This window comes from Microbacterium sp. UBA3486 (genome assembly GCF_002377845.1).
Classification (GTDB): domain Bacteria; phylum Actinomycetota; class Actinomycetes; order Actinomycetales; family Microbacteriaceae; genus Microbacterium; species Microbacterium maritypicum_A.
The window spans coordinates 63,103-82,991 of sequence record NZ_DFQP01000104.1 but is presented as its reverse complement, the minus strand read 5'-3'; the positions used below and the strand labels follow the sequence as shown (position 1 = coordinate 82,991).

Below are 19,889 nucleotides of genomic sequence, written 5' to 3'. Positions count from 1 at the left end.
GCGCGAACGGGTGTCGGCGACGGCGCCGCATCCGCGGTGACGGCTTCGTCCGCGGACCCACGTACCGGCACAGGGGACGGCTCGGCCGGCGTGCGGGCCGTGCCTCGCACCGGAGTCGCGGTTCCCTCTCCAGCGGCTGCCTCTCGGGCGGCGCGGCGAGAACCGGGCGCCGGAGCGCTGTTGTCGACGGTCGGGATCTGCTGCGTCGGGTCCGGCAGATTCTCGAACAGGTCCCCCAGGCGGGAATCCGGATCGTGCCGGGGGGTGGCGCTGTCACGTTCAGACATCGTCAGGCGTGCTCCTCGTCAGGCGAGATGGTGGCGCCGGCCGGGTTTCCGGTGCTCTTCTCCATGTCGATCGCCTGCTGCAGAAGCACCACGGCGGCGACCTGATCCACAATGCTACGAGACTTCTTCTGAGATCTCCCGGAACTGCGCAAAGCGGCGTGCGCGCTCACAGTGCTGAGGCGCTCGTCCACGAGGCGCACGGGGATCCCGCTGCGCACCTGAAGCGCAGCGGCGAACTCTCGCGCATCCGTGGTCGACGGCGTGTCGGCGCCCTGCATGTTCACCGGGAGGCCGACCACGAACTCCAACGGGTCGTACTCCCCTGCGATCTGCACGAGGCGGTCGATCGATGCGTCGTCCCGAGGGACCGTCTCGACCGGGACGGCGAGCATGCCATCGGGATCGCAACGCGCGACACCGACCCTCGCCCTGCCGACGTCGATGCCGAGCCGCACGCCGCGGCGGAACCCGCTCACGCGACGTGCAGCTCCTGTGAGATGGCCTCGAGCGCCGCGGGAAGCGCCGCGGCATCCGCACCACCGCCCTGCGCGACATCGTCACGACCGCCACCGCCGCCGCCGAGCACACCGGCAGCGCGCTTCGCCAACGCGCCGGCCTTCGCTCCCGCAGACCGAGCGGCATCGTTGGTGGCGACGACCACGACCGGACGGCCGTTGACCACAGCTCCCAATGCCACGACCGCGGCATCGGAACCGAGCCGATCGCGCACGCCGTTCACGAGATCGCGCACATCGTCCGCGGACGCCACCTCGCCCAGGTTCTGGGCAGCCAGGCGGAACGCTCCAGCGCGGGTCGCGGCCTCGACGATGGCGGGAACCTGCCCCGCCCTCTCCTTCGCCTCGAACTGCGCGATGCGCTTCTCCGCCGCCTTCAGACTCGCGGCGATGTCGGCGATCCGCTCCGGAAGCTGTTCGCGCGGCGTCTTCAGGGAACTGGTCAACTGCGAGACGATCGCCCGCTCCGCGGCGAGCTCCCGGAAGGCATCGGCGCCGACGAGAGCCTCGATGCGACGATTGGATGCTCCGACGGAAGACTCTCCGACCAGGCTCACCAGACCGATCTCGGCACTCGTGCTGACGTGCGTGCCCGCACAAAGTTCGCGCGACCAGGGGCCGCCGATGTCGACCATGCGCACGACATCGCCGTACTTCTCGCCGAACAGCGCCATGGCTCCGGCTTCCTTCGCCTCGTCGAGGGAGACGATGCGCGTGGTCACCTCCAGGGCGTCCTGCACTGCACGGTTCGTGATCTCCTCGATCTCGCTCCGCGTATCCGTCGAGAGCGCCTGCGACCAGGCGAAGTCGAAGCGCATGTAGCCGGCACGGTTCAACGAGCCCGCCTGCGTCGCGGTCGGACCGAGCGTGTCGCGCAGAGCGGCATGCACGAGGTGGGTGGCCGAGTGCGCCTGGCGGGCGGCACGACGGTTCGCCGCGTCCACCACCGTGGTCGCGATGTCGTCGACGGCGACGCTGCCGCGCGTGACCTCGACCGTGTGACTGATCAGACCGGGGACCGGCTTCTGCACATCGAGCACCTCGAGCGTGTATCCCGGGCCCACGATCGTGCCCTTGTCGGCCACCTGTCCACCCGACTCCGCGTAGAGCGTCGTCTCGGCGAGCACGACCTCGGCGATCTGGCCCTCGGTGGCGCTGCGCACGGGGACACCGTCGACGAGGAGACCGAGCACACGGGATTCGACCTCGAGAGCGGTGTAGCCGTCGAATCCGGTCTCTCCCAGCGCGCGCAGATCACGATAGACGGACACATCGGCGAGCTGACGCTTGCGGTTGCGGGCGTCGTCCTTCGCGCGCTGGCGCTGCTCCTGCATGAGGCTGTCGAAAGCGGCACGATCGACGTCGAGTCCTGCTTCCTCGGCGACCTCGAGCGTGAGGTCGATCGGGAAGCCGTAGGTGTCGTGCAGCAGGAAGGCCTCGGGACCGCTCAGGGTCTTCCCGCCGCCCTTCCTGGTCTCGTCCAGAGCCAGGTCGAGGATCGTCGACCCGGCGACGAGGGTGCGACGGAAGGTCTCCTCCTCGGCGAACGCCGATGCCGAGAGCACGGACCAGTCCCTCTCGAGTTCCGGATAGGTGGTCTTCATCACATCGCGGGATGCGGCGAACAGCTCGGGGAACACCGGCTCGTCGACACCGAGCAGGCGCATCGAGCGGACCGTGCGACGCATCAGACGGCGCAGGATGTACCCGCGTCCCTCGTTGGAGGGACGCACGCCGTCGGAGAGGAGCATGAGCGAGGAGCGTACGTGGTCCGCGACGACACGGAACCGCACGTCGTCCTCGTGCTGCGCCCCGTAGGGCCGTCCGGAGAGCTCGACCGCACGGTCCAGCACCGGCCGCACCTGATCGGACTCGTACATGTTGTCGACACCCTGCTTGAGGAAGGCGACGCGTTCGAGGCCCATGCCGGTGTCGATGTTCTTCATCGGCAGCTCGCCGACGATGTCGAACTCCGTCTTGCTGCGGATGTTCTCGATGAAGTCCTGCATGAACACGAGGTTCCAGATCTCCAGGAACCGCGAGTCGTCGACAGCCGGGCCGCCGTCCTTGCCGTATGCGGGACCGCGATCGAAGAAGATCTCCGAGTCGGGACCACCCGGTCCGGGCTGGCCGGTGTTCCAGTAGTTGTCCGCCCGGCCCAGGCGCTGGATGCGCTCCGGCTTGAGCCCGATGATGTCGCGCCAGATCGCCTCGGCCTCGTCGTCGGTCTCGTAGACGGTGACCCACAGGTCCTTCTCGTCGAAGCCGAGACCGCCGTCGGACTCGGAGCTCGTCAACAGCTCCCAGGCATAGCGGATCGCGCCTTCCTTGAAGTAGTCGCCGAACGACCAGTTGCCGAGCATCTGGAAGAACGTGCCATGACGGGCAGTGCGGCCGACCTCTTCGATGTCGTTGGTGCGGATGCACTTCTGCACGTCGGCGATACGCGGATGCGGGGCTGGGACGACACCTGTGAGGTACGGGATCATCGGCACCATTCCGGCGACCGTGAACAGCAGGGACGGGTCGTCACTGACCAGGGAGGCCGAGGGGACGATGAGGTGGTCGTTCTTCTCGAAGAAGTCGAGATAGCGCTGCGCGATTTCCGCAGTTTTCATAAGGTTCCGGGTGTCCTTGCGTGAAGATGCCGCGCCGAGGCGCCGCTGCGGTGGTTCAGTTGTCGCCCGGCTCCGTGAGCCGTGCCTCCTGCTCGCGGTAGGCGTCGCTGAGGATCGCGGTGAACCCGTTGATCCGGGCGTCGACCTCGGCGAGGATGTCATGACCACGCGGGTCCTTGTTCATGAAGTGAGCCGCGACGAAGCCGCCGATCACACCGATCAGGAACCACAGCACGTTCTTCATGTCGTCATCCTTGCCCTTGACCCGCGAAGGCGCGGTGTCACCATCGTATGCGGAAACGACAGGAGGCGTCGGGAATCCCGACGCCTCCTGCCTGATTGCTCGATCGCTGGATCAGCGAGCCGCGTAGTACTCGACGACGAGCTGCACTTCACAGGTCACGGGGACCTCGGCGCGCTTCGGACGACGAACCAGACGTGACTGGAGCTTGTCGAGCTCGACCTCGAGGTAGCCCGGAACGGGAGGCAGGACCTCGGCGTGACCGCCGGCTGCTGCCACCTGGAAGGGCTCGGTGCCCTCGCTCTTGGCCTTGACGTGGATGAGCTGACCCGGCTTCACGCGGAACGACGGGCGGTCGACGAGCTGGCCGTCGACCAGGATGTGGCGGTGCACGACGAGCTGGCGGGCCTGCGCGGTGGTGCGGGCGAAGCCCGAACGCACGACGAGAGCGTCGAGACGCATCTCGAGGAGCTCGACCAGGTTCTCACCGGTCAGGCCGTCCTGACGACGAGCCTCGTTGAAGGTGTTGCGCATCTGCTTCTCGCGGATGCCGTACTGCTCGCGAAGACGCTGCTTCTCACGCAGACGGACGGCGTAGTCGCTGTCTGCCTTGCGCTTGGTGCGGCCGTGCTCACCCGGAGCGTACGGACGCTTCTCGAGGTAGCGGGCGGCCTTCGGGGTGAGAGCGACGCCGAGGGCGCGGCTGAGACGCACCTTGCGGCGGTCCTGGGACTTCGTGGTCACGAAGTTTTCCTTCCGATGACGTGGTCGCGTCTTTCACGACTCACGGACGTATCGTCCGCGTTCTGCCTTGGAGCGCACGCCGGGGCGCCAGCAAGGTGTGGTGTGAACGAGGAGATGCCCGAAAACTCGGTTTCGAGCCGCTCAAGTCTAACAGATCGCTTTTCCCCGCCGGATCCGCAGGGTCAGCGGTCCCCGAGGATGCGGCGGATCCGCTCGAGGCGCGCACCGATGTCGCGCTCCGCACCGAGGTTCTTCGGCTCGTAGTAGTGCCGACCGTCGAGTTCGTCCGGCAGATACTGCTGGGGCACGACGCCGAACTCGCTGTCGTGCGAATAGACGTAGCCGCGGCCGTGGCCCAGACGTTTGGCGCCCGGGTAGTGCGCATCGCGGAGATGCAGCGGAACCCGGCCGAAACCGCCGGCGCGGATGTCGGCGATCGCCGCGTCGATCCCCACGTACGCGGCGTTCGATTTGGCGGTGGTCGCCAGGTAGACGGTCGCTTCCGCGAGGGGGATGCGACCTTCCGGCATGCCGATGAACGCCACGGCATCTGCGGCCGCCACGGCGATGGCCAGGGCCTGCGGGTCGGCGAGACCGACGTCTTCCGATGCTGAGATCACGAGGCGCCGGGCGATGAAGCGCGGGTCCTCCCCTGCCTCGATCATGCGGGCGAGGTAGTGCAACGCGGCATCGGGGTCGGATCCTCTGATCGACTTGATGAAGGCACTGATGACGTCGTAGTGCTCGTCGCCTTGCCGGTCGTAACGCAGCAGGGCTTTGTCGACGGCCTGGGAGATGTCGTCGGCCGAGACCTCGGGCACCGACGCATCGGGCACCGACGCATCGGGCATCGACGCATCGGGCACCGACGGAACGTTCCCCTCGTCGTCCGCGTCCGCTGCCGTCGCGTGGGACAGGGCGACTGCGGCGCCGGCCTCCAGCCCGGTCAGGGCACGCCGTGCGTCACCCGAGGCCAGCCGCACCAGAGCCGACCTCGCTTCCTCGCTCAGAGCGACGGATGCGTTCAGACCGCGGGGGTCGGTGACCGCACGATCGACGAGGAGGCCGATGTCGTCGTCGGTGAGCGGCTGCAGCGTCAACAGCAGCGAACGCGAGAGCAGCGGTGAGATGACGGAGAACGACGGGTTCTCTGTCGTCGCGGCGATCAGGATCACCCAGCCGTTCTCGACTCCGGGGAGAAGGGCATCCTGCTGCGCCTTGGTGAAGCGGTGGATCTCGTCGAGGAAGAGGATGGTCGTCTGCCCGTAGAGATCGCGCTGTGTGACGGCTTCCTGCATGACTTCGCGCACGTCTTTCACCCCCGCCGTGATGGCGGAGAGTTCGACGAATCGTCGACCGGACGATCGTGCGATGGCCTGAGCGAGAGTCGTCTTCCCGGTTCCCGGCGGTCCCCACAGGATGATCGACACGGCCCCGGGGGCTGTCGCTTCGGGGTCGGCGAGTGCGACGATCGGTGATCCCGCACGCAGCAGATGACGCTGGCCCGCGACCTCCGCGAGGGACACCGGACGCATGCGCACGGCGAGGGGCGTCTGCCCGGAGAGCAGCGCAGCAGGGGACGTCATCCCTCCAGGCTAACGGCGGCCCCCGACACTTCGGTGAACCTCCGCATCCGGGTAGGCTCTCAGGCGACGTCGTGGAGCGGCGTCCGGATGGGAGAGCAGGGCATGGCCGCACGCGGTTCCAAGAGCGCACAGGCGCGCACATCGGCGGAGCGCGCACGACTGCACACCGCACGCACCCAGTGGCACGAAGGGCAGATCCGCCGCCGTGTCCGTGACAACACGATCGCCGCCGTCGTCGGCAGCCTCATCGTCGTCGCAGCGATCGGCAGCCAGGTCGTGCACGCCCAGGTCACCGCGCCCGAACCGGAGCCCACCCCCACTCCCTCCGTCGAGCCGACCACCGCTCCGACCGAGACACCCGCGGAGACGCCGGCCCCCGTCCCCTCGGACGCACCGGCGGAGTGACCGCCGACGCGGTTGATCGCCCCGACCACCGATGCCCTCGGCTCACGGCTCCGATACGGCGAGGCGATAGCCCCGCTTGACGACGGTCTGGACCAGGTCGACGCCACCCAACGACTCCCGCAACCGGGCGACGGCCACCTCCACCGCCCGTCCGCTGCGCTCGCCGCCGGGTAGCTCACGACCGAGCTCCCTTCGCGAGAGCACGCGTCCGCGGGCCAGGAACAGGGCCTCGATCAGGCCCGCTGCGCCACGGGACAGCGGAAGGAAGCGCCCGTCCAGCACGACGCCCCCACTGCGCACCTCGAGGCTTCCGGCATCGGTGCGCACCGATCCTGCACCGCTTCCGTAGTGTGCGACGACGCATCCGACAAGACCCGTCGGTCTCTCCCGTTCGACGTATCGTGCGATCAGGCCGGCGTCCTGAAGGCGGCGAGCCTCGCGCTCGTCATCCGAGACCAGGAGCAACCGGCCCGCTTCGGCACGACGACGATGCGCTTCGAGCGCGCCGCTCCTCGTCGCCGCGTCGATCCATGACGCGGACGACGCCGTGAAGAGCACGGCGTCGGCGCCCCCGGACCCCGCGCGATGCACCGCACGGTGCAGCACGCCCGTCGTGGTGGTCACCGGACGGGATGTCACGACGCGCATCACGTCCGCGCCCTCTGCGCCGAGTGCGCGGTCGAGTTCATCCGCTCGGGCGGAACGATTCCCGGCCGCAGATGCTCCTGCCGCCCGCGGCTGGGCGGAGATGATGATCCTGCATCCTGCGAGCACCGGGCGTGCCCCCGAACGCCCGGTCATCACGCGGGATTCTCGGCGCGAAGGGAGACGCCCCGCCGCGGATCGGCGCTTCGATCCCGATCCCTCCAGCCGATCGCGACCGTCGTGCCGTCACCGCGATGCGGGGACTCGGATGAACTCGGGTCCGCCGATACCCCACCGCGTGCGGGCCGCGTCGGTGCCCCGGAGTCCGGGTCGGCTCCGTCCGGCAGAGGGGGTGCGGGCGCGAGGCCCACGGCGGTGAGGCCATGCCGCAACCGCGCCTGCTGGTCGTGGGAGACGCCCTGCAGTTCGATCCGGGAGTGGACGATCCGCAACGTCAGGCCCAGGTCCTGGGCAAGACGCCCGATGTCGACGAGATGCCCCGGTGTGAGCTCCGCCCCCGTCACCGTCGACACCCGCACTCGGCTCCCCTCCGATCGGACCGGGCCCGTGTGAGAATCGATCCCCTCCTGCCCGCCGCGCGTGCGGAGAGGAGAACGCTCCGTCGCCAGTTCCACGAGCGCGCGTGCCACAGCCAGGGTGCAGCGCTCGCACTCCGGGTCCCGCCCGAAGCGAGCTCCGACCGCGCTGAACGTGAACGCCTCGTCCGCGCGGAGCACTGCCAGGAGCTCCTGCGGCGACATGCCGATGTGCACGCAGACCGCACGAGAGTCGTCGGGATACGCCGCCCGGCGCAGTTCGGCAGCCAGCTCTCCACGCGCCGGTCCGCCGACGAGCCGACGAAGAACGCCAAGACCGCTCGTATCGCCCATGAGAATTCCGCCGAGGAGCGTCCGCGCATCGTCGGTGAGCACGAGCTTTCGGTAGACACCGGTGCCTCGCGAGCGATGCGTGACGACCTCGACGGCGTCGGGATCGGCGTCGCGCGGCGCCGGCTCGCCGAAGCACGCGAGATCGACGCCCGCGATGGTGCGGTGCACGTCTCGTCGGTGCCCGCCGAAGCGCTCCCCTCCCCCGAGCAGACGCGCGGCCGCCACCTCCGCCATGGCATATGCGGAAGCCGCGGCGTCGACGCAGCGTCCGTCGACGCAGGCCGCCTCACCGATCGCGACGATGCGCGGATCCGATGTCGTGCAGCGATCGTCGACGATCACTCCTCCCTGCGGGTGCACGTCGAGTCCGGCATTGCGCGCGAGTTCGTCCCGGGGTCGCACGCCGACGGTGAAGACGACGAGGTCGGCGCGTTGGAAGGTACCGTCCTGGAACTCGAGCGCCGTGACGGCTCCCGAGTCGTCCGGATCGAGCCGCGTCGTCCTGGTTCGGGTGCGGACAGCGATACCCCGTTCTTCGAGGGCGCCGCGCAGGACGTCTGCTGCAGCTTCATCCAGCAGCGAGGGCAGGAGACGATCCGCGTACTGCACGATCGTCGCGCCGATTCCGGCGTCGTCGAGCGCTGCAGCGGTCTCGATTCCGTGCTGGCCGCCACCGATGACGACGCCTCGCAGCGGGCGGCCGAGAGCACGCGATCGCGAATCGACGAAATCCCGCACCGACTCCGCGTCCTCGATGGTGCGCAGGACGAAGCAGCCGGGGAGGCGAGCCCCTGACACCGCCACCCGCCCCGCGAACGACCCGGTGGCCAGCACGAGCACGTCGTAGGAATAGGAGCGTCGGGATCGTGTGCGCACCACCCGCGCCGACCGGTCGATACGGAGCACGCGGTCGTCACGGATCAACCGCACACGGTCGTCGCGGAACACCGTTCGGTCGAGCTGGAGATCCTCGACCTCCAGGCCGGTGAGGACACCCGCGAGAGCGGATCGGTCGTACGGGCCATGCCCCTCATCGCCGATGACCGTGACTCGCACCGCCGCACCCGGGTCGCGGAGCAGGCGCTCCACGAAACGGTGCGCCGCCATCCCCGCGCCGACGACCAGGATCTCGTGCGGCGCGGAAGTCGTGTCCTTCATACTGCTCCTGTCGACCGGAAGACTGTCGTGCTCGCGACGATAGGAGCATCGTGTTTCCCGGAGATGACGGAGAATGTGTCCTGCGTCGAAAGTTCTCCTCACAGAACGGTAACGATCATCGAAGTCCTGGGACCTCACCCGCGACGCTCCGGCGTACTAGGCTGAGCCTCGTCCTTTCCGCCTCCCGCGGCCCGACCGCGCAAGGAGAATCACGTGTCTGCCAACGAGCCCACGAAGCCGACTCCCCCCGTCCCCGGCCCCCCTGCCGTACCGATGCCGCGCAAGGCGCCGACGCCGGCCGCCGTCGCGCCCGTCGCCCCGGTGCCTGCGGCATCCTCGACATCAGCGGAATGGGGTCGCGTATCCGAAGACGGGACCGTCGAGGTCAAGGAAGGCGAGGCCTGGCGCGTCGTCGGCCAGTACCCCGATGGGACTCCCGACGAGGCCCTCGCCTACTTCGTCCGCAAGTTCGATGACATCGCCTTCAAGGTGCACGCTCTCGAACAGCGTCATCAGGCCGGCGGAGCGTCGGCGAGCGATCTCGCCAAGCAGGCCTCGCACCTGATCGACGAAGCGACCGATGCCGCTGCCGTCGGCGACCTCGCAGGCCTGCGCGATCGGCTCAATGCCTTGACCTCGTCCCTCTCGGAGGCGACCGAGCAGGAGGCACAGCACGCCAAGGAGCTCGTCGACAAGGCGATCGCCGAGCGCACGGTCCTCGTCGAGCGTGCCGAGGCCATCGCCGCCCGCGACCTCAGCAAGGTGCAGTGGAAGCAGGTCACGGCCGAGCTCGGCGAACTGTTCGATGCCTGGCAGGCGCAGCAGCAGAACGGGCCGCGCCTGTCGAAGGGCATCTCCCAGCAGCTCTGGAAGCGATTCCGCGACGCTCGCGCCGTCGTCGACAAGCAGCGCCGCGCGTTCTACTCCGAGCTCGACGACGCGCACAAGGTCGCCCGCGACGCGAAGACCCGTCTGGTCGAGCGTGCCGAGGCACTGGCCCCGCGTGGCACGGACGGCATTCCCGCGTACCGGAACCTGCTCGACGAGTGGAAGGCATCGGGCCGCGCCGGCCGCAAGGCAGACGACGCTCTGTGGGCGCGCTTCAAGGCTGCCGGTGACGCGCTCTACGCCGCCCGCGCCGAGCAGGCCGCCGCAGAGGAAGCGGATTCCGCCCCGAAGATCGAAGCCCGCGAGGCGCTCCTCGAAGAGGCGAAGGCCGTGGCCGACGAGCCGAACATCAAGCGTGCCCGCGCTCTCCTCACCCGCATCCAGCGGCAGTGGGACGAGATCGGTCGCATCTTCCCTCGGGAGAAGGAACGTGCACTCGACGACAAGCTCCGCGCCATCGAGCAGGGGCTCAAGGGCCGCGAAGACGTGGACTGGAAGAAGAACAACCCCGAGACCAAGGCTCGCGCGAACGACATGAGCTCGCAGCTGCTCGAGGCCATCGAGAAGCTCGAGGCCGAAGTCGCCGCGGCAGAGAAGTCGGGCGACAAGAAGGCGGCCAAGGCGGCAACGGATGCCCTCGAGGCACGCCGCGCGTGGCTCAGCGCCCTCGGGAGCTGACCCGTTCTCCACAGGTCGCTCAGCACCGCTGAAGAGACGGGGTGCACTACGTCAGACTGACGTGATGCACCCCGTCTTCCTTTATGTCCCCGGCGATCGGTTGAGCCTGTCCGAGCTCAGCGCCGCGCGGATCGACGGCCATGTGGTCGAGGTCGGCGAGGTCTACGTCCCGGCTGACCTCATCGAAGGACCGGATGTCAGGGCAGGTGCAGTCGGGTCCCTCGTGCAGCCGGGAACCGCAGCCGCGGGTCCTACTGCTGCCTGGATCCACGGCGCCGGTGACACCCCGCCCGTCGTGCACCATGTGCGACGCTGCGTCGAGAGACGGATCCGTGCGACCACCAGCGCACGTCTCGTGTTCCACGACACCGTGCTCCCGGCGTCCGACGTGCAGGTGCTCGGCGGAGTCCGGGTGGCGCGGCCGGAACGGACGATGCTCGATCTCGCGACGGCTCTCCATCGCGACCCCCGGATGCTGACCTGGATGGAACGACTCGCGCTGGTGTTCCCCGATGCCCCGGCGGCCGCAGCCGACGTACTGCGCGGCATGAGCCGCGTTCCGGGAAGCAGAGCGGGATCGGCGGTGCTCGAGAGACTCGCCCTCAGGAGGAGGTGACGCGGTAGACGTCGTACACGGCGTCGATCCTGCGTACGGCGTTGAGCACACGGTCGAGGTGCACGGCATCGCCCATCTCGAACACGAACCGACTCAGTGCCAGACGCTCGTCGGTCGTCGTGACCGTCGCCGACAGGATGTTGACGTGGTGCTCGCTCAGCACGCGGGTGACGTCGGAGAGCAGCCCGGAGCGGTCGAGCGCCTCGACCTGGATCTGCACCCGGAACACGCTCTTGGTGGTGGGCGCCCACGACACCTCGACGAAGCGGTCCTGCTCCGCACCGAGGGCCTTCACGTTCACGCAGTCCGCTCTGTGCACGGAGACACCACTGCCGCGGGTCACGAATCCGACGATCTGGTCCCCGGGGACCGGGGTACAGCACTTGGCGAGCTTCACGAGGATGTCGTTGGCTCCGCGCACGAGCACGCCCGAGTCACCGGATCGCGGCTCCCGGGTCTGGACGCTACCGGGAAGGTCGATGGCACCGGTGGTCGGATCGTTCGCCGCGACGAGAGCGGTGACCTTCTCCAGCACCGACTGCGTGGACACGTGGCCTTCACCGACAGCGGCGTAGAGCGCCGAGACGTCTTCGTAGTGCATGCCCCGCGCCACCTCGGTGAACGAGTCATGGCTCATCAGGCGCTGCAACGGCAGGTTCTGTCGGCGCATCGCGCGAGCGATGGCCTCCTTGCCCTGCTCGATCGCCTCTTCGCGGCGCTCCTTCGTGAACCACCCGCGGATCTTGTTGCGGGCGCGGGTGCTCGCGACGAAGCCGAGCCAGTCCTGGCTGGGACCGGCATCGGGGTTCTTCGAGGTGAAGACCTCGACGACGTCACCGCTCTTGAGCTCGGACTCCAACGGCACCAGGCGTCCGTTGACCTTCGCGCCCATCGTGCGGTGCCCGATCTCGGTGTGCACGGCATACGCGAAGTCCACGGGAGTGGCGCCGGCGGGGAGTCCGATCACCCGCCCCTTCGGCGTGAAGACGTAGACCTCCTTCGCGCCGATCTCGAACCGGAGCGATTCGAGGAACTCGCCCGGATCGGCGGTCTCCGCCTGCCAGTCGGAGATGTGCGCGAGCCACGCCATGTCGGTGTCGGAGGCACGCACCTCGGTCTTGCCACCGCCGTTCATCCGCTCCTTGTACATCCAATGCGCCGCCACACCGTACTCGGCCTGCTGGTGCATCTCGTGGGTGCGGATCTGGATCTCGACGGTGCGGCCGGCGGGGCCGATGACGGTGGTGTGCAGCGACTGGTAGAGGTTGAACTTCGGCGTCGCGATGTAGTCCTTGAAGCGGCCGGGCAACGGGGTCCAGCGCGCGTGGATGGCGCCCAGCACCGCGTAGCAGTCGCGCACGGAGGCGACCAGGACGCGGATGCCGATCAGGTCGTAGATGTCGTCGAACTCGCGCCCGCGGATAACCATCTTCTGGTACACCGAGTACAGCTGCTTCGGACGCCCGACGACCTTGCCGCGGATGCGGAGGTCGCGCAGATCCTCGTCGATCTCCTCGACGACCTGGTTCAGGTACTTCTCGCGCTGCGGAGTGCGCTGCGCGATGAGACTGTGGATCTCGTTGTAGATCTTGGGATGCAGCACCGCGAAGGAGAGATCCTCGAGCTCCGACTTGATCGCCTGGATACCGAGACGATTCGCCAGCGGAGCATAGATCTCCAGGGTCTCCTTGGCCTTCTTCGCCGCTTTCTCGGGCGGGACGAAGCCCCAGGTCCGCGCGTTGTGGAGGCGGTCGGCGAGCTTGATCAGCAGCACCCGGATGTCTTTCGACATCGCCACGATCATCTTGCGCACGGTCTCGGCTTGGGCGCTCTCGCCGTACTTGACCTTGTCGAGCTTGGTGACGCCGTCGACGAGCATCGCAACCTCGTCGCCGAACTCGGCGGTGAGGTCCGTCAGGGCATAGCCTGTGTCCTCGACGGTGTCGTGCAGCAGTGCGGCCGCGATCGCCCGTGGGCCGAGTCCGAGCTCCGCGAGGATCTGCGCGACGGCGAGCGGATGCGTGATGTACGGCTCGCCGCTCTGCCGCTTCTGCCCCTCGTGCTTCTCTTTCGCGACGGCGTAGGCCCGTTCGATGACAGAGAAATCACCCTTCGGGTGATTCGCGCGGACCGTGCGGATCAGGTTGTCGAGATCGTTGATCCTCGACGCGCGGGAGAAGATGCGGGGAACCAGCCGTCGCAGACTCGAGCCCTGCGATGACGTCTGCGGTTCCGCCATCTACTCACCTCCTGATCGATCAATCCTACGCGTGCTGTGCGGGACCGGGCCCGCTGAGGAACCCGATCAGACCTCGACGGCCGCCCTGCTGCGAGCCTCGCGGATGCGGGCGTCGCGGGCTTTCAGCTGCGGCTCGTTCTCGCGGAACAACGAGTAGAGCGGAGCAGCCACGAAGAGCGTCGAGTAGGTCGCCACCAGGATGCCGACGAAGATCGACAGCGAGATGTCGGTGAGCGACTCCGCACCGAGCCAGAAGGCGCCGATGAAGAGCACAGCGCCGACCGGCAGCGCCGCGACCACAGAGGTATTGATAGAACGCACGAGCGTCTGGTTCACCGCGAGGTTCACCGACTCCCCGAACAGCCGGGCGGACTTCTCCCCGTCTTCCGTGGTGTTCTCCCGGATCTTGTCGAACACGACCGTGGTGTCGTACAGCGAATACGCCAGGATCGTCAGGAAGCCGATCACCGCGGCGGGCGAGATCTCGAAGCCGGCCAGCGCATACACGCCTACCGTGATCACCAGCACGTCAAGCAGACCGATGATGGCCGCGGCCGACATCTTCCACGTGCGGAAGTAGATCGCGAGGATCAGGAACGTGAGGGCCAGGAAGATCGCGAGGCCCCACAGGGACTGCTTCGTGACGTTCTCACCCCACGCGGGTCCGATGAAGGACGACGTGACGTCGGACGGATCCACACCATAGGCCTCTGCCAGAGCTTCGCCGACCTGCTGGGTCTCGGCCGCACTCATCTGGTCGGTCTGGACGCGCACATCCTTGCCGCTGACGACGACGACCTTGGTGGCGGCCCCCGGTACGACCGACTGCACGGCGGTGGTGGCGGTCTCCTGGTCGAGGCTGTCCGGTGCCTGCACCGTGAACTGCGATCCGCCGGTGAACTCGATCGAGAACTGGATCGGACGGATGAGCGGTACGAGTGCCGAACCGACGACGAGGGCGATCGCGATGATGAACCACAGCCGGCGCTTGCCGACGAACGGGAAAGACGTCTTGCCCGAATAGAGGTTGTTGCCGAACTCATTCATGGAAGGCATCAGGCGTCTCCCTCACTTCCGGCGTTGGTGGGTTTGTCGCCCGCGAGGGCCTCGGCACGTTTACGTTCGGCGATGGTCTGTCGACGATCCGCCTCACCGCGCGAGCGTGCGTTCTTCGCACCCCGACCTGCGGATGCAGTGGTGACCTCGCGGTACTGCGACCGGCTGCGGTACACGGCACCGAGCGCTTCGGGGTCGAGACCGGAGAGCTTGTGTCCGCCGCCGAAGAAACGCGTGCGAGCGAGCAGCTGCATCACCGGGTGCGTGAAGATCACGAAGATGAACACGTCGATGAGCGTCGTGAGTCCGAGCGTGAACGCGAATCCCTTCACCGTGGCGTCGGCAAGGATGTAGAGCACGAGCGCGGCCAGGATGTTGATCGACTTGGAGATGTAGATCGTCCGCTTCGCGCGGCCCCAGCCGTCCTCCACCGCGGCGGTGATGGACTTGCCGTCACGGAGCTCGTCTCGTATTCGCTCGAAGTACACGATGAACGAGTCCGCCGTGAAGCCGATGGAGACGATCAGACCGGCGACTCCCGCGAGCGAGAGCCGGAAGCCGATGCGCCACGCCAGGATGCAGATGATGATGTAGGTCAGGATCGCCATCACCGCGATCGACGCGATGATCACCGACCCGAGCGCTCGATAGACGATCAGGGAGTAGATCGCCACCAGCGCGAGACCGATGAGCCCGGCGATCAGACCGATCTGCAGCTGCTGGGTACCCAGCGTCGCCGAGATCGTGTCCGAGCTCTGGACCGTGAAGCTGAGCGGAAGGGCACCGAACTTGAGCTGGTCGGCCAGGGTGGTCGCCGACTCTTGCGTGAAGCTGCCCGAGATGCTGGGGCGCCCGTCGAGGATCTGCCCGTTCATGCGCGGGGCGCTGATCACGTTGCCGTCGAGCACGAACGCGAACTGGTCACGCGGGGTGAGACCGTCGATGCGGTTCTGGTTCAGCCGCGTGCTCACCTTGCCGAACGCGTCGGCACCATCGGCGTTCATCGTGAGCTGCACGAGCCATGCACCCGACTTCGGGTCGCGGCCGGCTGCGGCATCGGTGATCGCGGTGCCGTCGAGTTCGGCCGGTCCGAGGATGTACTTCGCTGACCCGTCGGCCGAGCACGCGATGAGCGGCTCGTCCTTCGGCGCCTTCGCGGCGTCGTTGTCGGGGTTCGCGCAGTCGTATGCCTGGAACTCCGCTGCCAGCTTGTCCGTCACCCAGGAGAGGTCGCTCGCGTCGGTCGGCTCAGCCGTCGGCGTCGAGTTGAGTCCCGGGTCCGGGCTGGGGTACGGCGTGGAGTTCCCGTCCTCGCCGACGAACTCGTTGGTCGCCGCCGTCGTGTACAGCACGGGCCGGAACTCGAGCTGCGCACTGGACTGGATCCGCTCCCGGGTCTGCGCGTCCGCCTCACCAGGGATCTGGACGACGATGTTCTGGCCGCCCTCGGTGGTGATGTCCGCCTCGGCGACACCGGAAGCGTCGACGCGCTGACGGATGATCGCCGCCGCCTGGTCGAGCTGCTCGGAGGACGGCGCCGCGCCGTCCTCGGTCTCCGCGCTCAGAACGATCTGCGTGCCGCCCTGCAGGTCGAGGGCGAGCTCAGGCGACCACGAGCTCGCAGCCTCCCCGTTGCTGTCCTTGAAGACGTAGACGCCCAGCGCATTGATGCCGAAGAGCACGCCCGTCACGAGGAGCAGGCCGAGAAGGACCCGCCAGGCGTGACGGACGGGAGAGGATGAAGCCACGTGTGTTCAGCTTTCTGGAAGGACGGAGATCCGAGCGGCCGTGTCGGCCTCGGGCTTACTTGTCGTCGGCGTCGCGCTCGAGGCGGGCGCGGGTCTCCTCGGGGGTCTCGACGGCCGGAGCGATCGACTCGTCGGCGACCGACGGGTCGACGACCTCATCGGCCGGAGCGTCGACGATGGCGTCCTTGGGCTCGACGACGCGCAGGATGGCCTGGCTGTGGACGTCGATGATGGTGCCGGGAGCGATCTCGACGAGTGCCGGCGTGTCGAGGTCCTCGGGGTCGTAGGAGACGATCGTCCCGTAGATGCCTCCCTGAAGGAGCACCTTGGCGCCCGGAACGGTCTTGGTGGCCTTCTCCTCCTGCTCGGCCTTCATCTGCTTCGTGCGCTTGCGCGTGTTGAAGATCATGAAGACGAGGAGGACGGCGAGAAGGCCGAAGAGCAGGAATTCCATGGGCATGGGGGAAGCGCCTTTCTCAGGTGCACGCTCCAGCCTTTGGGCGCGCGAAGGTAACCGGGAAGTCTTCAGTGATTATAGGTCATCCAACTTAAGCATCCCGTCCGGATGCGGGACGCCCAGATGCGAGTACGCCTCGGGCATAGCCACGCGGCCCCGAGGAGTGCGCCCGAGGAAGCCGATCCGCACGAGATACGGCTCCACCACGCTCTCCACGGTCTCCGCCTCCTCGCCAACGGCCACCGCGAGCGTGCTGAGCCCGACCGGGCCACCACGGAACCGCCGGACGAGCGCTTCCAGGACCGCGCGGTCCAGGCGGTCCAGACCGATCGGGTCGACGTCGTACAGCTCCAGAGCCGCGCGCACCTCGCGGATCGTGGCCACTCCCCCCGTGTGCACCAGGGCGTAGTCGCGCACGCGGCGGAGCAGGCGGTTCGCGATGCGTGGTGTGCCCCGCGAACGCCGGGCGATCTCGGAGAGCGAGTCGGTCGGCAGATCCACACCGAGGACCGCAGCCGACCGGGCGATCACCTGCTCCAGCTCCGACTCCTCGTAGAACTCGAGGTGCCCGGTGAATCCGAAGCGGTCGCGGAGCGGGTTGGGCAGCAGCCCGGAGCGCGTCGTCGCGCCGACCAGGGTGAACGGCGAGAGCTCGAGCGGGATACTCGTGGCCCCCGCGCCCTTTCCCACCATGATGTCGATGCGGTAATCCTCCATCGCGAGGTAGAGCATCTCTTCTGCGGAGCGCGCCATGCGGTGGATCTCATCGATGAAGAGGACCTCGCCGGGGACCAGGCTCGACAGCAGGGCGGCGAGGTCACCGGCATGCTGGATCGCCGGGCCGCTCGAGAGACGCAGCGGACGCTCGCTCTCGTGCGCCACGATCATCGCGAGCGTCGTCTTGCCGAGTCCCGGGGGGCCCGCCAGGAGGATGTGATCAGCGGGACGGCTCTGGATGCGGGCCGCTTCCAGGAGCAGCTGCAGCTGACCGCGGACCTTCTGCTGTCCGACGAACTCCCCCAGGCTCGTCGGGCGCAGGGCGCCCTCGATCGCGAGTTCGGTCTCGTCGGACGGCTCACTGGCGTCGAACGGATCAGACACGCGCCTGGCCTCCCTGAGCCGGCCCGAGAAGGGCGAGAGTGCGTCGGAGCAGCGCGGCGACCGACGCGCTCTCCGCCTCGGTAGCCTCTGCCGCGGTCTGGGCTGCGGCTTCCGCGGCCACCTTCTCCGACCAGCCGAGGCCGACGAGCGCTGCGGCCACCTGCGTCACGACGTCCGTGCCTCCCGTGGCGGCCGGCCTCGACGGCGCGGCGAAGGCCTGCACCTTGCCGGCGAGCTGCAGCACGATGAGCTTGGCGGTCTTGGGACCGATCCCGGACACCCGCCGGAACGGGGCGTCGTCTTCGGCCGTGACGGCTTCGGCGATCTGATCGCCCGTGAGGTGCGAGAGCACACCGAGCGCCGACTTCGGACCGACGCCGGTCACACCGATCAGCAGACCGAAGATCTCCAGCTCACCCCGGTCGGCGAAGCCGAACAGCGACAGCGAGTCCTCGCGGACGATGAGACTGGTGTGCAGCAGGAGCTTCTCCCCCACCACGGCCGTGTGCGCCACATCAGTGGGGACGGCGACGGCGAATCCGACTCCGCCCACGTCGATGACGACCTGATCGGATGTCGCGTGCAGGACGACACCGTGCAGAGAGGAGATCATCCCCTCAGCCTACGGCGTCGCTCGTAGGTATGTTCGACCGACACGCTTCTCGGCATCGGCCCAGGCCTGTTGCGCCGGAGTCAGCGCTCCCTGGCCGGGGGGTGCAGCGCCTCCGCGTCGCCAGGCGTGGCACAGGGCGATCGCCAGGGCGTCGGCCGCGTCGGCCGGCTGCGGGAGCGCGTCCAGCCGCAGGATGCGGGCGATCATCGTCTGCACCTGCCGCTTGTCCGCCGCGCCGTATCCGGTGACGGCCGCCTTCACCTCGCTGGGGGTGTGCGTCGCCGCGGGGAGCCCGGACTCGGAGGCGATCAGCAGCGCGACGCCGCTGGCCTGCGCCGTGCCCATCACCGAGTGCGTGTTCTGCTGAGCGAACACACGCTCGACGGCCACCGCATCCGGGCGATGCTCGGCGATCACCGCACGGATCCCGGCGGCGACGATCGCGAGGCGATCGCCGGGCTCGGCATCCGGGGACGAGCGGATCACCCCCACGTGCACCAGCGTTCCTCGACGCGAGCCGTCGACGTCGACGACGCCGACACCGCACCGGGTGAGCCCGGGGTCGATGCCGAGCACGCGCAGAGAGGAGGTCACTTCCCCAGGCTAGGCCGCGGCACCGACATGGACCGTCCGGCGCGCCTACGCCTCGTCGTTCTCCAGCTCGGCCTGCACCTCGGGGGTGAGGTCGAAGTTCGTGAACACGTTCTGCACGTCTTCGCTGTCTTCCAGAGCGTCGATCAGACGGAAGATCTTGCGAGCGGTGTCGGCGTCGATCTCGACCTTGAGGTTCGGAACGAACTCGACGTCGGCGGATTCGTAGTCGATACCCGCCTCCTGGAGCGCGGTGCGCACGGCCACCAGGTCGGTGGCTTCGGTGATGACCTCGAAACCCTCGGCATGTGGCTCGATCTCCTCGGCGCCGGCCTCGAGTGCCGCCATCATGACGTCATCCTCGGTGGTGCCCTCGGAGCCGACGACGATGACGCCCTTGCGGCTGAAGTTGTAGGCGACGCTGCCCGGGTCCGCCAGCGTGCCGCCGTTGCGGCTGAGAGCCGTGCGCACTTCTGCGGCCGCGCGGTTCTTGTTGTCGGTCAGACACTCGATCATGAGAGCGACACCGTTGGGTCCGTAGCCTTCATACATGATCGAGAGGTACTCGACGGCCTCGCCGCCGATGCCCGCACCGCGCTTCACCGCGCGGTCGATGTTGTCCTTGGGGACGGAGGTCTTCTTGGCCTTCTGCACCGCGTCGAAAAGCGTCGGGTTGCCCGCAAGGTCGGGCCCGCCGAGCTTCGCGGCGACCTCGATGTTCTTGATGAGCTTGGCCCAGGACTTCGCGCGCCTGGAGTCGATGATGGCCTTCTTGTGCTTCGTGGTCGCCCACTTGGAATGCCCGGACATAAG

The 19,889-nt window shown here is 68.0% G+C and carries 18 protein-coding genes and 1 pseudogene; 3 read left to right on the top strand and 16 right to left on the bottom strand.

The genetic code is table 11. The annotated features are described in order from the left end of the window. The 6 genes and pseudogenes from B2869_RS16550 to B2869_RS16525 all read right to left on the bottom strand — a co-directional run. Nucleotides 1-287, bottom strand: a pseudogene (locus tag B2869_RS16550) (hypothetical protein); the annotation flags it as partial. 2 nt (nucleotides 288-289) lie between these two features. After that, nucleotides 290-763 (bottom strand): Holliday junction resolvase RuvX, encoded by a 474-nt coding sequence (ruvX, locus tag B2869_RS16545; protein WP_292768947.1) that lies wholly within the window; start codon nucleotides 761-763, stop codon nucleotides 290-292. Next, nucleotides 760-3,420, bottom strand: a complete 2,661-nt coding sequence (alaS, locus tag B2869_RS16540) for an alanine--tRNA ligase (RefSeq protein WP_292768944.1) — start codon at nucleotides 3,418-3,420, stop codon at nucleotides 760-762. Before alaS ends, ruvX begins: the two co-directional genes overlap by 4 nt. 55 nt (nucleotides 3,421-3,475) lie before the next feature. Continuing rightward, a complete protein-coding gene (locus B2869_RS16535; protein ID WP_021200628.1) occupies nucleotides 3,476-3,664 on the bottom strand; it encodes a hypothetical protein in 189 nt (62 codons plus the stop codon). A gap of 111 nt (nucleotides 3,665-3,775) precedes the next feature. After that, a complete protein-coding gene (rpsD, locus tag B2869_RS16530; protein WP_017830546.1) occupies nucleotides 3,776-4,405 on the bottom strand; it encodes a 30S ribosomal protein S4 in 630 nt (209 codons plus the stop codon). Between the two features lie 182 nt (nucleotides 4,406-4,587). Beyond that, nucleotides 4,588-5,991 (bottom strand): replication-associated recombination protein A, encoded by a 1,404-nt coding sequence (locus tag B2869_RS16525; protein WP_292768939.1) that lies wholly within the window; start codon nucleotides 5,989-5,991, stop codon nucleotides 4,588-4,590. A gap of 102 nt (nucleotides 5,992-6,093) precedes the next feature. Here B2869_RS16525 and B2869_RS16520 point away from each other — a divergent pair, with 102 nt between their 5' ends. Then, nucleotides 6,094-6,396, top strand: a complete 303-nt coding sequence (locus B2869_RS16520; RefSeq protein ID WP_292768936.1) for a hypothetical protein — start codon at nucleotides 6,094-6,096, stop codon at nucleotides 6,394-6,396. Nucleotides 6,397-6,438: 42 nt separating this feature from the next. Here B2869_RS16520 and B2869_RS16515 read toward each other — a convergent pair whose 3' ends face one another. Both B2869_RS16515 and B2869_RS16510 read right to left on the bottom strand, forming a co-directional pair. Further along, nucleotides 6,439-7,197 carry a winged helix-turn-helix domain-containing protein gene (locus tag B2869_RS16515; protein WP_292768933.1) on the bottom strand — a complete coding sequence of 253 codons (759 nt, stop codon included), beginning with the start codon at nucleotides 7,195-7,197 and terminating at the stop codon, nucleotides 6,439-6,441. Then, the gene (locus tag B2869_RS16510) at nucleotides 7,197-9,089 is read right to left on the bottom strand and encodes an NAD(P)/FAD-dependent oxidoreductase (protein ID WP_292768930.1); all 1,893 of its coding nucleotides are present in this window, start codon (nucleotides 9,087-9,089) and stop codon (nucleotides 7,197-7,199) included. The genes B2869_RS16515 and B2869_RS16510 overlap by 1 nt, the downstream gene beginning before the upstream one ends. 213 nt (nucleotides 9,090-9,302) lie before the next feature. Between B2869_RS16510 and B2869_RS16505 the strand changes: the two genes are divergently transcribed. Together B2869_RS16505 and B2869_RS16500 are read left to right on the top strand one after the other, a co-directional pair. Continuing rightward, nucleotides 9,303-10,655 carry a DUF349 domain-containing protein gene (locus B2869_RS16505; RefSeq protein WP_292768927.1) on the top strand — a complete coding sequence of 451 codons (1,353 nt, stop codon included), beginning with the start codon at nucleotides 9,303-9,305 and terminating at the stop codon, nucleotides 10,653-10,655. Nucleotides 10,656-10,719: 64 nt separating this feature from the next. Continuing rightward, the gene (locus B2869_RS16500) at nucleotides 10,720-11,271 is read left to right on the top strand and encodes a type IV toxin-antitoxin system AbiEi family antitoxin (RefSeq protein ID WP_167254070.1); all 552 of its coding nucleotides are present in this window, start codon (nucleotides 10,720-10,722) and stop codon (nucleotides 11,269-11,271) included. On the opposite strand, the gene B2869_RS16495 is transcribed toward B2869_RS16500, so the two are convergent. From B2869_RS16495 to B2869_RS16460, 8 genes are all read right to left on the bottom strand, one after another. Next, the gene (locus tag B2869_RS16495; RefSeq protein WP_029259269.1) at nucleotides 11,258-13,510 is read right to left on the bottom strand and encodes a RelA/SpoT family protein; all 2,253 of its coding nucleotides are present in this window, start codon (nucleotides 13,508-13,510) and stop codon (nucleotides 11,258-11,260) included. The two genes, B2869_RS16500 and B2869_RS16495, sit on opposite strands and share 14 nt — an antisense overlap. Nucleotides 13,511-13,576: 66 nt before the next feature. After that, nucleotides 13,577-14,566, bottom strand: coding sequence for a protein translocase subunit SecF (gene secF, locus B2869_RS16490; protein ID WP_021200635.1), 990 nt, complete (start codon nucleotides 14,564-14,566; stop codon nucleotides 13,577-13,579). Continuing rightward, nucleotides 14,566-16,314: a protein translocase subunit SecD gene (gene secD, locus B2869_RS16485; RefSeq protein WP_292768922.1), complete on the bottom strand. Its 1,749-nt coding sequence runs from the start codon at nucleotides 16,312-16,314 to the stop codon at nucleotides 14,566-14,568. The genes secF and secD overlap by 1 nt, the downstream gene beginning before the upstream one ends. Before the next feature lie 55 nt (nucleotides 16,315-16,369). Continuing rightward, nucleotides 16,370-16,768 (bottom strand): preprotein translocase subunit YajC, encoded by a 399-nt coding sequence (locus B2869_RS16480; protein WP_021200637.1) that lies wholly within the window; start codon nucleotides 16,766-16,768, stop codon nucleotides 16,370-16,372. A 78-nt stretch (nucleotides 16,769-16,846) separates the two neighbouring features. Continuing rightward, on the bottom strand, nucleotides 16,847-17,872 hold the full coding sequence (ruvB, locus tag B2869_RS16475; protein WP_021200638.1) for a Holliday junction branch migration DNA helicase RuvB: 1,026 nt from the start codon (nucleotides 17,870-17,872) through the stop codon (nucleotides 16,847-16,849). Beyond that, complete coding sequence (gene ruvA, locus B2869_RS16470; RefSeq protein ID WP_029259270.1) at nucleotides 17,865-18,485, bottom strand: Holliday junction branch migration protein RuvA; 621 nt, start codon at nucleotides 18,483-18,485, stop codon at nucleotides 17,865-17,867. Before ruvA ends, ruvB begins: the two co-directional genes overlap by 8 nt. 9 nt (nucleotides 18,486-18,494) lie before the next feature. Continuing rightward, nucleotides 18,495-19,079, bottom strand: a complete 585-nt coding sequence (gene ruvC / locus B2869_RS16465; protein WP_292768916.1) for a crossover junction endodeoxyribonuclease RuvC — start codon at nucleotides 19,077-19,079, stop codon at nucleotides 18,495-18,497. 45 nt (nucleotides 19,080-19,124) lie between these two features. Next, entirely contained in the window at nucleotides 19,125-19,886 is a 762-nt protein-coding gene (locus B2869_RS16460; protein ID WP_021200641.1) for a YebC/PmpR family DNA-binding transcriptional regulator, read from the bottom strand. Nucleotides 19,887-19,889 lie beyond the last annotated feature (3 nt).

What these genes read in the sequence shown, in the direction of transcription:
- ruvA (WP_029259270.1), bottom strand. Translation starts at nt 18,485, where the DNA reads ATGATCTCCTCTCTGCACGGTGTCGTCCTGCACGCGACATCCGATCAG.
- B2869_RS16495 (WP_029259269.1), bottom strand. Translation starts at nt 13,510, where the DNA reads ATGGCGGAACCGCAGACGTCATCGCAGGGCTCGAGTCTGCGACGGCTG.
- B2869_RS16500 (WP_167254070.1), top strand. Translation starts at nt 10,720, where the DNA reads ATGCACCCCGTCTTCCTTTATGTCCCCGGCGATCGGTTGAGCCTGTCC.
- secF (WP_021200635.1), bottom strand. Translation starts at nt 14,566, where the DNA reads ATGCCTTCCATGAATGAGTTCGGCAACAACCTCTATTCGGGCAAGACG.
- B2869_RS16535 (WP_021200628.1), bottom strand. Translation starts at nt 3,664, where the DNA reads ATGAAGAACGTGCTGTGGTTCCTGATCGGTGTGATCGGCGGCTTCGTC.
- B2869_RS16515 (WP_292768933.1), bottom strand. Translation starts at nt 7,197, where the DNA reads ATGACCGGGCGTTCGGGGGCACGCCCGGTGCTCGCAGGATGCAGGATC.
- B2869_RS16525 (WP_292768939.1), bottom strand. Translation starts at nt 5,991, where the DNA reads ATGACGTCCCCTGCTGCGCTGCTCTCCGGGCAGACGCCCCTCGCCGTG.
- B2869_RS16520 (WP_292768936.1), top strand. Translation starts at nt 6,094, where the DNA reads ATGGCCGCACGCGGTTCCAAGAGCGCACAGGCGCGCACATCGGCGGAG.
- B2869_RS16480 (WP_021200637.1), bottom strand. Translation starts at nt 16,768, where the DNA reads ATGGAATTCCTGCTCTTCGGCCTTCTCGCCGTCCTCCTCGTCTTCATG.
- B2869_RS16460 (WP_021200641.1), bottom strand. Translation starts at nt 19,886, where the DNA reads ATGTCCGGGCATTCCAAGTGGGCGACCACGAAGCACAAGAAGGCCATC.
- B2869_RS16510 (WP_292768930.1), bottom strand. Translation starts at nt 9,089, where the DNA reads ATGAAGGACACGACTTCCGCGCCGCACGAGATCCTGGTCGTCGGCGCG.
- alaS (WP_292768944.1), bottom strand. Translation starts at nt 3,420, where the DNA reads ATGAAAACTGCGGAAATCGCGCAGCGCTATCTCGACTTCTTCGAGAAG.